The organism is Nocardia sp. CC201C, from assembly GCF_030010695.1.
GTDB lineage: Bacteria > Actinomycetota > Actinomycetes > Mycobacteriales > Mycobacteriaceae > Nocardia > Nocardia otitidiscaviarum.
Genome location: NZ_JASCXP010000209.1, coordinates 1 through 12,735, shown reverse-complemented (window position 1 = coordinate 12,735; position 12,735 = coordinate 1). Strand labels below are relative to the sequence as shown.

Annotated in this window: 12 protein-coding genes and 2 pseudogenes; 9 read left to right on the top strand and 5 right to left on the bottom strand. The window is 70.5% G+C overall.

The window, feature by feature from the left end; all coding sequences use genetic code 11:
- The 3 genes and pseudogenes from QK444_RS21225 to QK444_RS21215 form a co-directional block, all read left to right on the top strand.
- Nucleotides 1-198, top strand: a pseudogene (locus tag QK444_RS21225) (short-chain dehydrogenase); the annotation flags it as partial.
- 13 nt (nt 199-211) lie between these two features.
- Nucleotides 212-1,618: pseudogene (locus QK444_RS21220) on the top strand (AMP-binding protein); the annotation flags it as partial.
- Between the two features lie 70 nt (nt 1,619-1,688).
- Nucleotides 1,689-1,934, top strand: a complete 246-nt coding sequence (locus QK444_RS21215) for a hypothetical protein (RefSeq protein WP_029924932.1) — start codon at nt 1,689-1,691, stop codon at nt 1,932-1,934.
- 74 nt (nt 1,935-2,008) lie between these two features.
- On the opposite strand, the gene QK444_RS21210 is transcribed toward QK444_RS21215, so the two are convergent.
- Complete coding sequence (locus QK444_RS21210; protein ID WP_282782922.1) at nt 2,009-2,701, bottom strand: DUF5753 domain-containing protein; 693 nt, start codon at nt 2,699-2,701, stop codon at nt 2,009-2,011.
- A gap of 164 nt (nt 2,702-2,865) precedes the next feature.
- On the opposite strand from QK444_RS21210, the gene QK444_RS21205 reads away from it, so the two are divergent.
- The gene (locus tag QK444_RS21205; protein ID WP_282782920.1) at nt 2,866-3,678 is read left to right on the top strand and encodes an AraC family transcriptional regulator; all 813 of its coding nucleotides are present in this window, start codon (nt 2,866-2,868) and stop codon (nt 3,676-3,678) included.
- Between the two features lie 105 nt (nt 3,679-3,783).
- Nucleotides 3,784-5,679: an SLC13 family permease gene (locus QK444_RS21200; RefSeq protein ID WP_282782918.1), complete on the top strand. Its 1,896-nt coding sequence runs from the start codon at nt 3,784-3,786 to the stop codon at nt 5,677-5,679.
- 39 nt (nt 5,680-5,718) lie between these two features.
- Here QK444_RS21200 and galK read toward each other — a convergent pair whose 3' ends face one another.
- Together galK and QK444_RS21190 are read right to left on the bottom strand one after the other, a co-directional pair.
- Nucleotides 5,719-6,816 (bottom strand): galactokinase, encoded by a 1,098-nt coding sequence (galK, locus tag QK444_RS21195; RefSeq protein WP_282782916.1) that lies wholly within the window; start codon nt 6,814-6,816, stop codon nt 5,719-5,721.
- 240 nt (nt 6,817-7,056) lie between these two features.
- Entirely contained in the window at nt 7,057-7,857 is an 801-nt protein-coding gene (locus tag QK444_RS21190; RefSeq protein WP_282782914.1) for a carbonic anhydrase family protein, read from the bottom strand.
- 276 nt (nt 7,858-8,133) lie between these two features.
- On the opposite strand from QK444_RS21190, the gene QK444_RS21185 reads away from it, so the two are divergent.
- Nucleotides 8,134-8,658 carry an Lrp/AsnC family transcriptional regulator gene (locus tag QK444_RS21185; protein WP_282782913.1) on the top strand — a complete coding sequence of 175 codons (525 nt, stop codon included), beginning with the start codon at nt 8,134-8,136 and terminating at the stop codon, nt 8,656-8,658.
- On the opposite strand, the gene ald is transcribed toward QK444_RS21185, so the two are convergent.
- The gene (gene ald / locus QK444_RS21180) at nt 8,655-9,764 is read right to left on the bottom strand and encodes an alanine dehydrogenase (protein WP_282782911.1); all 1,110 of its coding nucleotides are present in this window, start codon (nt 9,762-9,764) and stop codon (nt 8,655-8,657) included. The genes QK444_RS21185 and ald overlap by 4 nt on opposite strands.
- 132 nt (nt 9,765-9,896) lie before the next feature.
- The gene (locus tag QK444_RS21175) at nt 9,897-10,775 is read right to left on the bottom strand and encodes an RNA polymerase sigma factor SigF (protein WP_282782909.1); all 879 of its coding nucleotides are present in this window, start codon (nt 10,773-10,775) and stop codon (nt 9,897-9,899) included.
- A 267-nt stretch (nt 10,776-11,042) separates the two neighbouring features.
- Between QK444_RS21175 and QK444_RS21170 the strand changes: the two genes are divergently transcribed.
- From QK444_RS21170 to QK444_RS21160, 3 genes are all read left to right on the top strand, one after another.
- Nucleotides 11,043-11,720: a PAS and ANTAR domain-containing protein gene (locus tag QK444_RS21170; protein ID WP_282782925.1), complete on the top strand. Its 678-nt coding sequence runs from the start codon at nt 11,043-11,045 to the stop codon at nt 11,718-11,720.
- A gap of 40 nt (nt 11,721-11,760) precedes the next feature.
- Nucleotides 11,761-12,111, top strand: a complete 351-nt coding sequence (locus tag QK444_RS21165) for an STAS domain-containing protein (protein ID WP_143981242.1) — start codon at nt 11,761-11,763, stop codon at nt 12,109-12,111.
- 19 nt (nt 12,112-12,130) lie between these two features.
- Nucleotides 12,131-12,735: PAS domain-containing protein (locus QK444_RS21160; protein WP_282782906.1), on the top strand; the 605-nt coding region annotated here is incomplete at its 3' end.

Sequence of the window (12,735 nt, the reverse complement as noted above, 5' to 3'; positions counted from 1 at the left end):
CTCGGCGTGCGGATCACCGCGGCGCGGGCCGCACGCGCCATCGCCGACGCCATCGCCCGCCGTGCCGCCCGCACCATCGCACCCGCCGGGTGGGAGCCGTACGCGCTGCTGCGCGGTGCGGTCAATGTCGTACTCGACAGCAGGCTCGCCGCGAGTTCGGCCGTGCACGAACTCGTTCGCGCCATCGAGCGCCGCTGACACCCTCGCGCGCGTCGACGACGCACCGGTGGGCACCCTGTCGGTGGAACAGCTGATCGCCTACGGCACACCGGAATTCGACTTCGAGGCGGCCTGGCGGGCGGTCCGGCCGGAGGATGTCGCCACGCTCATCTACACCTCGGGGACCACCGGCAACCCGAAGGGGGTGGAGACGACCCACGCCAACCTCCTCTTCCAGGTCTACGGCATCGACGATGTGCTGGGCTTCCGCTTCGGCGACACCATCACCTCCTTCCTGCCCACCGCCCATATCGCCGATCGGCTCACCGCCCTGTACGTGCAGGAGGTGCTCGGCACCCAGGTGACCTGTGTCGCGGACCCCGCACGGATCGCGCCCGCGCTGGCCGAGTTGCGCCCCACGGTATGGGGTGCCGTCCCGCGTGTCTGGGAGAAACTGAAGGCGGCCATCGAATCGAAGGTCGCCAACGAGCCGGACGACCGCCGCCGCGGCGCCATGGAATGGGCGCTGGGCGTGGCCGCCGCGCGCAGCGCCCACCGGCTGGCCGGAACGCCGATCCCCGCCGAACTCGCGGCCGAATGGGAGCGCGCCGACGACCTGGTGCTGGGCGGCCTGCGGACCGCGCTCGGCTTCGACCGGCTGCGCTGGGCGCTCTCGGGCGCCGCCCCCATCCCGCCCCAGACCCTCGGCTTCTTCGCCGGACTCGGCATTCCCATCGCCGAGATCTGGGGCATGTCCGAGCTGTCCTGCATCTGCAGCGTCAGCCACCCGCGTGACGCCAGGCTCGGCACGGTCGGAAAACTGCTGTCGGGCATGGAATCTCGCCACGCACCGGACGGTGAACTACTCGTCCGCGGACCGCTGGTCATGCGCGGCTACCGCGGCCTGCCGGACGAGACCCGGGCGGCCGTGGACGCCGACGGCTGGCTGCATACCGGCGATATCGTGACCGTGGACGCCGACGGCTACCTCACGGTGGTGGACCGCAAGCAGGAGTTGATCATCAACGCCGCCGGGAAGAACATGTCGCCCGCCACCATCGAGAACGCCGTGAAGGCCGCCACTCCGCTCATCGGCGCCATGGCCGTCATCGGCGACGCCCGCCCCTACAACACCGCACTGATCGTGCTCGACGCCGAATCGGCCGAACCGTACGCCCGCCGCCACGGCCTGCCCGACGCGTCGGCGGCCACCCTGGCCGCGGATCCCGGTGTGGTACAGGCGATCACGACCGGTATCGCGGCCGGGAACCAGCGGTTGTCGCGGGTGGAACAGATCAAGCGCTTCCGCATCCTCCCGCTGTTCTGGGAAGCGGGCGGCGACGAGATCACCCTCACCCTCAAACTCCGGCGGCGGGCCGTGACCGCCAAGTACGCGAGCGAGATCGACGAACTGTACGCACCCGAGCTCGCTCCGCATGTGCACGAACCGACCCGCTGATCCCCGTTTCCCGCCGCATGCCGTGGGTAGGACGACCGTAGGACGTGTCAGCGACAGAGGAGTATCGGATATGAGCAAGACCGAAGAGACGGGCACCATCACCGGCACCAAGGACAAGGACTACAACCTGATCTGGTTCGTGGAGGCGTCCCTGGACAACGCGCTGCGGTTGGAGACCTACATCAGCGATGCCGAACGCGACGGTGACACCGAGCTCGTCGAGTTCTTCCGCAAGGCGCAGAACGAGAGCCGCAAGGGCGCGCGGATGGGCAAGGAACTGCTCGCCTCGCGACTGTCGGACTCCTCCATCGGATAGTTCACCGGCGGTCGCGCCGTGAGGTCACGCACCGACGCACCGCCCCACGGGGGGGGGCGGTGCGTCGACGCCGGTCACACCCGTTGGATGGTGGCGGACGGCAGTGCGGTGGCCGGTCGTTGCGCGGTGAGGGCGGTGAGGAGTTCGCCGGTGTACTCCGGCGGCATGGCGTGCACGCTCAGTCGGTCCCAGATCAGGTGGTAGGCGTCCAGATCGGTGCGGTCGTCGAGGAACTGGGTGCCGGTCGCATGGTGCAGGTGTACGACATCGCACACATCCGGGCGCTCGAACCGGAAGATGGTGAACGGGACCGTGCTGATGGCCGGGCCGCCCACGTGATCCGGGACGATCTGCACGGTCACGTTGTCGCGGCGCGCCATTCGGGTCAGGTGGTCCAGCTGGTCGCGCCACACCTCCGTGCCGCCGAAGGGGCGTCGCAGCACCGCCTCCTCGATCGCCACCCACAATGTGAGTGGGGCGGGCCGATCGAGCAGATGCTGACGCCGCATGAGCAGTTCCACCTGCTGCTGGATCTGCGCCGTCGACGCGGGGCGGGCGATGGCGGCGACGGCATGGGCGTAACCGGCGGTCTGCAACAGCTCCGGCACCACCCCCGGCGCGTAGGAGCGCACCACCGACGCCGCCTGCTCGAGGGCGAGGTGGGAATCCGTGCGTCCGAGCCCGGGACGGCCGACCTTCACCCCCAATCGGCGCACCAGTGCGGGCTTCTCCTGCGGCCCGTTCCCCCCGACGGTGTGACCCCCCACGGCCTCGGCTTTGATGACGACTCCCTCCTGACATTTGGTGGATCGCGTAGGCGATTGTGCCACAACGACTTTCAAGATTGCTGAGTCGAAGAATTCTGCAATTGCACGTGCAAGCCCGGGGGTAAGCACATTCCCGCCCGAGCTGCCGGCGATAGGCTGTGCGGGTGAAAAGGGCAGGTGAGCACGCTCGACTGTGGACCGCCGCGGCCAGTCCCCGGGTGGAATTGCTCGCCGCGCGATTCGAGACCTTCGCCTTCGATCGGCACAGTCACGAGCAGCTTTCCGTCGGCGTCATCGAACAGGGCGCGGAAGGGCTGCACATGGCGGGCGGGAAAGTGGTGATACCCGCCGGACAAGTGGTGATCATCAATCCCGGACAGGTGCATACCGGATTCGCCGCCGCGGAATCCGGCTGGCGCTACCGGATGTTCTATTTCGACACCGAGCTGGTCGAGGAGTTGGCCGGTGAACTGCTCGGCCGGTCCGACGTCTGGTTTCCCGAGACGGCCGTGCGCGATGACGAGTTGTTCGTCCGGCTGCGCGGCGCCCACCGCGAACAGGAGCTGGCCGGTGATCGGCTGACCGCCGAATCCCTGCTGCTGGCGGGGTTGGGCGCGGTGCTGCGTCGGCACGCCCGCCCCGGCCGGGCGGGTGCGGGCGGAACACCGCCGCGCCGGGGTCTGGACGTGGCCAGGCAGGTTCTGCACGACCGGTGGGCCGAGTCGGTCACCATCGCCGAACTCGGTGCCGCCGCGGGGATTCCGCGAACCACCCTCATCACCGCCTTCCGGGAGGCGTACGGGCTGCCGCCGCACGCCTACCTGCTGCGATTGCGCGCCAATCGCGCGCGCCGACTGCTGCTGGCCGGGCGGCCACCGGCCGAGGTGGCGGCAGCGACCGGATTCGCCGACCAAGCGCATCTGACCCGGATCTGCAAGCGCTACTTCGGGGTGACACCGGGCGCGATCCGGCCCTGATGCCCTGCGGCCCTCGCGGGCCGAGATTTTCGTTCAAGACCGCCGACCGTCGCCGCCGTCAGGCTGGGTGCGCATTCGGTACACGAGGAGAGGGCGTAGGCGGCGATGGTGTTGGTTGCGGCGGTGATCCCGCTGGTGGTGGTGTTGGGAATGATCACCGGGCTGCGCCGTCCGGCGCACTGGGCCGCGGTCGCGGGGGTGGGGGCGGCGGTGCTGCTCATCGGATGGCGGCCGGAGTTCGCGCTGCCTCGGTCCGCGCTCGGCACCGGGGCGGCGGGCGCGGGCCTGCTGGTCCTGAACGCGGCGGCGGTCATGCTGCCCGGTGTCTACCTCAGCCAGGTGCTCACCCGCCGAGGCGTGCACGAGTCGCTTCGGGAATGGGTGCGCGGGCTGCCGCTGTCGGGGCCCGCCAAGGTCGCGCTGGTGGTCGCGGGCATCGCGCCCATGGTGGAGGCGCTCACCGGCTTCGGGGTGTCGCTGCTGGTCACCGTGCCTGTCCTGCTGGCGCTGGCCCCGCCCGCCACCGCACTGCGTCAGGCCATGCTGGGCATGAACATCATGCCCTGGGGCACGCTCGGCCTGGCCACCGTGATCGGCGCGACGCTCACCGACCTGCCGCTGCCGACCCTGGGCACCGCCACGGCGGTCACCAGCGCCCTGGTCTTTCCGCTGGTGACGGTCTGGGCGGCGCTGCTGGCCCGACCGGACCACCGGCTGCGCACCACGGTGCAGGCGGCGGGAGCGGGCGGGCTGCTCGCACTCACCCTGCTGGCCTGCAACCACCTGGGCGTGGTCTCGCCCGCGGGTGTGCTGGCCGGGCTGTTCACCACCACCGTCGGCCTGCTGCTGTGCGCTGCGCGGCGGCCGTCAGGAGCCGTGCGGACGCCCGAAGCGACCGGCGAGGCCACCGCTGCGGGAACTGCGGGCCGGAATCGGGCCCACCCGCGGCGGACGACAAGTTCGCGAGATATGGAGGCCCGCTGGACATTACGCGCCACGCACCCGACCGCCCGAGATGGTGTGTGGAATGCGGGTGTGTCGCGGTTCGCGCGGGGTGGGACCGGACGTGGTGCGGGGAATCGGAGTGCCTCGCGCTTCCCGGGTAGTGCGACCGGAGGCGGCGGCGAGGGTGGGTGCGCGTCACGCTGCTCGCGTGCCGTGGCGGTGGGCGGTGCGGATCGGGGATGGCTGCGGCGATTCTCGCGAAGCGCGGGCACGGGTGGCGGGGTGATTCCTCGGCGGGGTGGAATGGCTCGGGGCGTGGGCGTGGGCGTGGGCGTGGGCGCTGGTGAACGCCGACCCGCGTTCGGGCTCGGCGACGGGTCCGTGCGTCCCGGGCGGCTGGTTCCGCCGGGGGCGGTGCTGTACGCCTACGGGCTGGTGCTGGGTGGTATCGCGACATCGCGCGCGGCCACCGCGGTGGGTGTGCCGTCCGTGGCGCTGCACGCGGGCGGTGCGAGTTTCGCGCTGCTGGCGTCGCCGGGGCTGCCGCTGCTGGTGGCGGCGCTGGTGTTGGACCGGGGGCGGGTGCGGTGGGCGGAGGTCCGGGCAGCGCTGGTGCGCGTGGGTCGGCCGCTGCTGGCGCTGACCGGATTCGTCGTGCTCGGGCGGCTGATGGTCGACAGCGGCATGATCGAGCGGGTGGGCGGGGCGGTGGCGGCGGCCCCGCCGCTGGTGATCGCGCTGGCGGCACCGGCGCTCGGCATGCTCGGCGGCTTCGTCACCGGATCGAATGTGGGCGGCAACGTGTTGACGATGCCGTTGCAGCAGCAGCTCGCGCCGTCCGGGTTGGACGTCTGGTTCGCGGCGGTGCAGAACAGCGGTGCGGGCCATGCCGTCTTCACCTCGCTGCCGATGATCATGCTGATCCTGGCGGTCGCGGGTGACCGGGCCAGCGGTGCCGGGGTCTCGGAGAATACGCTGCTGCGCTTCGGGTTACGGGTGGCGTTGGCGATCTACGCGGCGCTGGCGGCGATGACCGTGGCTCTATCGCTGGTGTGACAGCGGCCTTCGTACCGACGATCACCTTCGTACCGACGATCAGGAGATGCGCCGCGCGCCGGGGGAGGGGAGTGCCACGAACCACTTCGGTGCGGCGAAACCGCAGGCGCGGAAACGCTTCTCGACCTCCGCGGCGATCGGCTCGGCGGCGCCGCGTTCGGTGAGCGCCACCATGCTGCCGCCGAATCCGCCGCCGACCATGCGCGCGCCGAGCGCGCCCGCCGCCAGCGCGGTGGTGACGGCTGTGTCGAGTTGCGGCGTGGACACCTCGAAGTCGTCGCGCAGGGAAGCGTGCGCCACCGTGAGAACCGGTCCTATGGTGCGCGGATCCGCCCCGGTGTGCAGCGCGTCGGCCACCGCCAGCACCCGGGCGTTCTCGGTGACCACGTGGCGGGCCCGACGGCGCAGCAGGGGATCGACGAGGGTGTCGACCGCGCGCGGATCGGCGACCTCGCGCAGGGTGGCGACGCCGAGCGCGGTGGCCGCGGCCTCGCACTGCTGGCGGCGGCGCGCGTATTCGCCGTCCACCAGCCGGTGCGGGGTATCGGTGTCGACGACCAGCAGCTCCAGTCCCGCCCCGGCCAGATCGAAGGCGACCTGCTCGTGGTCGCCCTTGCCGAAGTCCAGGAAGAGAGCGTGCCCGGCGGTGCAGAGCATGGCGGCGGATTGGTCGAGACTGCCGGTGGGCGCGCCCACGTAGTCGTTCTCGGCGGTGCGGGCGATGTCGATCAGCTCGGGTACCCGCACCGGAAGGTCGAACAGATCCCGCAGCGCGAGCGCCACCGCACACTCGACGGCGGCCGACGACGACAGGCCGGCGCCGATCGGCACGGCACCGTCGAGCTCGAGGGTGACACCGGGGATGCCGTGCCCGCGGCGCTGGAACTCGTACACCACGCCGAGCGGGTAGCGCGCCCACCCGGCGATCGATGTCCGCCCGAGCTCCGCGACAGCGACGTCGATCCGCTCGCCCGGGTGCTGCCGGGAGGTAACCCGCACGCGCCCATCGGTTTCCGTCGCCGCCGCGCACCGCACCACCTGCGGTAGCGCGATCGGCAGGGCGTAGCCGCCGTTGTAGTCGGTGTGCTCACCGATGATGTTCACCCGTCCCGGCGCGGCCCACACACCCCGCGTCATCGCACCTCCCACTGATCGCGCCACCGCTGGCGGTTCCCGGTCCCGGTTCCTCGTCCGTTCGATGCAGCGATAGCCGCTGCGTCCTTTCCTACACCCCGACACCGTCGATCGTGACGATCTCGGATCGACGCCCGGTGTGGCGGCCGGATTCCGATTCGGAAACAGACCGGTCGGCCACCTGCGATGGGTTGCGGCACTCCGTTCGCTCGCGGCTCGCGGCGCGGGCGGTTCGGGCGTGCGTCAGCCGCCCGCCAGCAGGACCGGGCGGCCGTTTCGGGGCTGGGTGGGGCGGTTGCTGTGCGGGAACAGCGCGCGGTAGCGGTCGGCCTCCCGGGCCGTCACCCGGACGGGTTCGCGCAGCACCGTCCATGCCACGCCCTCGGTGCAGGGCGGTGTGGTGAGCGATCCGCCGTAGCGGAACTGGGCGTGATCGGTGGGGAGCAGGGTACGCAGGTCGAATGGGCCGGTGGTGTGGGAGCCGCCCGGGGGCGGCAGCTCGGTGAACAGGGGCGTGAACGCCGAGGGCGCGGGGCCGGTCTCCATGAGAACCGCGACCACCGCCAGGTTGCCCCGGGCATCGGTGTGGACGAGGTGCAGCTCCATGACGGTGCCCACGCCGTCGACGGTGTGCTCGCTCGGCGTGTGGAAGTGGAACTGGGTCAGCGCGTACCGGCGGCCGTCCAGGACGATGTGGTGTCCGCCGGCGGCGGGCACGGCCGCCTGCAGGGTGTGCCCGTTGTCGGTCAGGCCGACCGCGGGCAGCGGGCCGTAGGCGAAGGCCAGATGGTCGGCGGGATCGAGCGGGGCGTGGCGGGGCAGATCGATGGGGGACTGCTGGTGGCCCACCCGGCAGGCCAGGAAGCGGTGGTCCAGGTCGGCCCAGTGCTCGGGACCGTCGGCCGCGTAATCCCAATGCGGGCGGGCGGGCTCGCCGTCGGCGGCCGAGCGCGCCCCGAGGGCGGCGGGTAGCGCGAAGAGGGTCAGCGCGGCGAGGGCGCGACGGCGGGTGAGCGGACCGTGCGGACGGGAAGCAACCGGCACCGGCACAACTCCTTGCGACAATGCGCCTGACGGCGTGGTCGGGAACCGGCACGAGGTGCGACGGAATACGGCAATCCTGTGGTCGATTGTCCTATTTGCTACGAATGTTCTTTTGGAACAAGGGATTTCGCGTTCGTGCCGTCGTGAGCGTATGCCTCGGCGGCCCGGTAGCGCCAGCCCCGCGGGCGGCGACCTGTGTCACAACGCATCCACCGCGCCCGCGCGGCGTGGTGCGGACCGGCCGATGCGATCCCGAACATTCGGTACGGTAGGCCGGTGAGCAGGAAGGATTCGCCCGCGCGTCCACCCGTACCGCCGACCTCCGGGCGTGGCCCGGTCGCGATCGACGCCATCGATCGAGTCCTACTGGATCACCTGGCACGCGACGGGCGAATGACCAACAACGCCCTGGCCGAGGCGGCCGGTATCGCACCGTCGACCTGCCTGGGCCGGGTGCGGTCGCTGGTGGAGCGGGGCGTCATTCGCGGCTTCCACGCCGATATCGACCCCGCCGCGCTCGGGCGCGGCCTGCAGGCCATGATCGCGGTTCGGCTGCACGGCAATTCGCGCAAATACCTCGCCGAATTCGGGCGGCAGCTGGCGGCGCTGCCGGAGGTCCTCAACGTCTACTTCATCGCGGGGGCGGACGACTACCTCATCCATGTCGCCACCGCCGACACCGACGGGTTGCGCGGTTTCGTCCTCGAACATCTGAGCGCGCACCCGGCGGTATCCGCGACCGAGACCATTCTCATCTTCGAACATCTGCGCCCGGCGGGTACCGAGCGCGACCGGTCCTAGACGCCGACCAGTTCGTGCGCGGCGTAGCCGTGCGCCGCCGCCACGGACTCCGACAGCAGTCGGCCGCGGTCGGTGCTGAGCCCGGCGGCCAGGCCCGGATCGGCCGCCACCGCATCCCGCCAGCCGCGGTCGGCCAGCGCCGTGACATAGGGCAGGGTGGCGTTGGTGAGCGCGATGGTGGACGTATTCGGCACCGCCCCGGGCATATTGGCCACGCAGTAGAAGATGGAGTCATGCACCCGGTAGGTGGGTTCGGCGTGGGTGGTCGGCCGCGAATCGGCGAAGCAGCCGCCCTGGTCGATGGCGATGTCGACCAGCACCGAGCCCGGCTTCATCTGGGCGACAAGGCCATTGGACACCAGGGTGGGCGCCTTGGCCCCGGGCACCAGCACCGCGCCGATCACCAGATCGGCCTCGCGCACGGCATCGGCGACCTCGTAGGCGTTGGAGGCGACGGTCCGCACCCGGCCGTCGTACTGCTCGTCGACGGCGCGCAGGCGCGCGATGTTCAGGTCCAGCACGGTGACCTCGGCGTGCAGGCCGACCGCCATGGCGATGGCATTGCCGCCCGCCACGCCCGCGCCGATCACGGTCACCTTGGCCGGGCGCACCCCCGGCACCCCGCCCAGCAGCGCACCGCGCCCGCCCTGGCTGCGCATGAGGTGGTACGCGCCCGCCTGCGGGGCCAGCCGCCCGGCGACCTCGCTCATCGGGGCCAGCAGGGGCAGCGAGCCGTCCGGACCGGTGACCGTCTCGTAGGCGATGGCGGTGATACCGGAGTCCAGCAGTGCGTCCGTGCACTCCCGCGACGCCGCCAGATGCAGGTAGGTGAACAGCACCTGATCGGCGCGCATCCGGGAGAACTCCTCGGCCACCGGCTCTTTCACCTTGAGCACCAGGTCGGCCCGTTCCCAGACCTCGTCGGCGGTGTCGAGGACGCGCGCGCCCACCGCCGCGTAGGCGTCGTCGGCGAAGGCCGAGCCCGCCCCGGCTCCGGCCTCGATGAACACCTCGTGTCCGCGCGTGACGAGTTCGTGCACACCGGCGGGTGTGCAGGCCACGCGGTATTCGTGGTTCTTGACCTCGCGGGGGATTCCGATCTGCACCGGCACTCCTGACTGTCGTATTGGTCTCGGTGAGCAGCTTCGGAGTGAAAGTATGAAAATAATGCGGGTTTAGGTCCAGTGAACTGAATATAATTCGTGAATCTAGTGGACTCGTGATGAAGTATGCGGAATCTAGCGCACGCTCAGCGCCGATCTCGAATCATCTTCGGCGGGCTCCGGGTCCGCCAGCGCCTCGTCCCGCAGCCGGGTCAGCGTGCGCGACAGAATGCGGGACACCTGCATCTGGGAGATACCGAGTCGATCGGCGATCTGGCTCTGGGTCATGGCGCCGAAATAGCGCCAGATCAGGATCTGCCGCTCCCGCTGCGGCAGCCGCGCGATGAGCGGCCGCACCGCCATGGCGTCCTCCAGCAGCCGGTAGCAGGGCTCCTCGGTGCTCAGGCGCTCCACGGCCGGAGTCGAGCTGTCTCCGTCCTGGTCTCGAACGGTCATGTCCAGCGAATCGGTGGTGTAGCAGTTGGCCGCGATCATGGCCCGGCTGATCTCGGTCACATCCACCTCGAGTTCCACGGCGAGTTCGCGCGCGGTGGGCATCCGCCCCAGCCGGTGGGCCAAGACCTCGGTGGCCGATCCGATCCGGCCGTGGATCTCCTTGGTGTGCCGGGACACCCGCACCGACCAGGTGTGGTCGCGGAAATGGCGGCGCACCTCGCCCATGATGGTCGGCACCGCGAAGGACAGGAAGGCCGCGCCGCGCGTGTGGTCGAAGCGATCGACCGCCTGCACCAGGCCCACCCGGGCGGTCTGCAACAGATCATCGAACGGTTCGCCGCGGTTCGCGAAGCGGCGGGCGATGTGCTCGGCCAGGGGCAGTCCGAGGCGCACGATTTCCGAACGCACCCGCTCCCGGCGCGGGTCGTCCGATTCGAAGGCGGCGAGCCGGGCGAACAACGGCTCGAGGTGTTCATAGCTGTCACCGCGGCTGCCACGTCGCCGGGCCGACGCGGGAGCGTCGGCGGCGGTGGTGCGCGCAGGGGTCGACTCAGCCATCGGGTTCTCCTCGTTCCCTCCGACTTCGTCGAACCGGCGGCTTTCTTCACCGAGTCGACGTACTTTCCGGGGGTGCCCACTTCCGGCATCCGTCAAACCTCCCCGCCCCGCGTACGGAGAGTGATCCGGACCCCTGTCAGAGCACATGCCGCACAGCACTTTTGAGCGGATCCGGCGAGCCGCTCGTACGGGAGTTCGAGGGGTGGGATACTCCGTGGAGTGAAGGGGCCAGTGCAGATTCCGGAGAGCGGTCCGGACGCGTACGAGATCACCGCGACCGGGCAGCAGCGGCAGGTCGTGGGCACATTCCGCTTCTGGTTCGTCGGGCAGCGCTGGGAATGGTCCGACGAGGTGGCGCGGATGCACGGATACGCACCCGGCACCGTCGAACCGACGACGGAGCTGCTGCTGTCGCACAAGCACCCCGAGGACCGGGCGCACGTCCAGGACATCCTGGACTACGCCCTGCACTCCGGGGAGTCGTTCTCGAGCCGACACCGCTTCGTCGACACCGCCGGGCGCATCCACAATGTGATCGTGGTGGCCGACCGCATGTTCGACGACGCGGGCGCGGTGGTCGGCACCTCGGGCTATTACATCGACCTCACCGACACCATCGCCGAGACGGCGCAGACCATGCTCGACGAGACGCTGCCCGGCCTCTTCGAGAATCGCGCCGTCATCGAGCAGGCCAAGGGCGTGCTCATGCGCATCTACCGGATCACCGCCGAGCAGGCGTTCCAGGTGCTGCGGTGGCGGTCCCAGGAGACGAATACGAAGCTGCGCGATCTGGCCGCGCAACTCATCGCGGAACTGGATTCCGTGCCGCCCGCCCCGCCGAATGTGCAGAGCCGCTTCGATCATCTGCTGCTCACGGTGCACGAACGCATACCGCCGCACTCCGGTCCACACGGTAGCGCCGCGCCGGAGGACCGCCGCCCGTAATCTCGACGGCGGTATACGACGGTTGGAACTGGGACGGCGGATGAATCGGTTGCGGGTCGACCACGAGGTGGACCACGATGCGGTGACGGTGCGAGCCGAGGGCGATGTGGACATCAGCAGCGTCCACACCCTCACCGAGGGGCTGCGAGCCGCCCTGGAGTCGGCGCTCGAACATCCGGCCCGGCTGCTCGTCGTCGACCTCGACGGTGTGACGTACTTCGGCAGCGCCGGACTGAACGCCCTGCTCGACTGCCACGAACACGGAATCGACGCCGGGATATCCGTGCGGCTGGTGGCCTCCGACCTGCGGGTGGTCCGGCCGCTACAGGTGACGAACCTCGACAGCGTGCTGGCCGTCTATCCGACATCGGCGCAGGCCAGGAAGCACTGAGGAGCGTCAGGAGACACCCATGACCGCACCCCCGCCGTCCGGCCCCGCGATCCCGCCCGACCTGCGCGCCGCGATCGCGCTGGGCGGTGAGATGGGGCGGCGGTTCGCCGAATTCGATTGGGCCGCGCACCCGCTCGGTGTGCCCGCGGACTGGCCCGCCGAGCTGCGCACCAGTGTGACCGTGGCGCTGACGTCGCGGTTCCCCATTCTGCTGTGGCTGGACGCGCGGGAGCTGTTCCTGGTCTACAACGACGCCTACCTCCCGATCCTGGGCGATCGGCACCCGGACGCCCTGGGGCGAGCCGGACGCGAGGTGTGGTGGGATATCTGGGAGTCGATCGGCCCCATGCTGACCAGCGTGGTCGCCACCGGGGCCGCCACCTGGTCGGACGATCTGATGCGGCCACTGCTGACGGAGGGGCGTCCGCAGGAACGGTATTTCACCTTCAGCTACAGCCCGCTCCTCGCCGCCACGGGCACGGTGTGCGGGGTGTTCTGCGCCGTCACCGAGACGACCGAGCGCGTGCTCGGCGAACGACGACTGCACGCCCTCAATGCCGTCAACGCGGCGGTCATGGAATCGCGCCCCCCCCCCCCCCCCCGGGGGGGGGGGGGGGGCGGGGG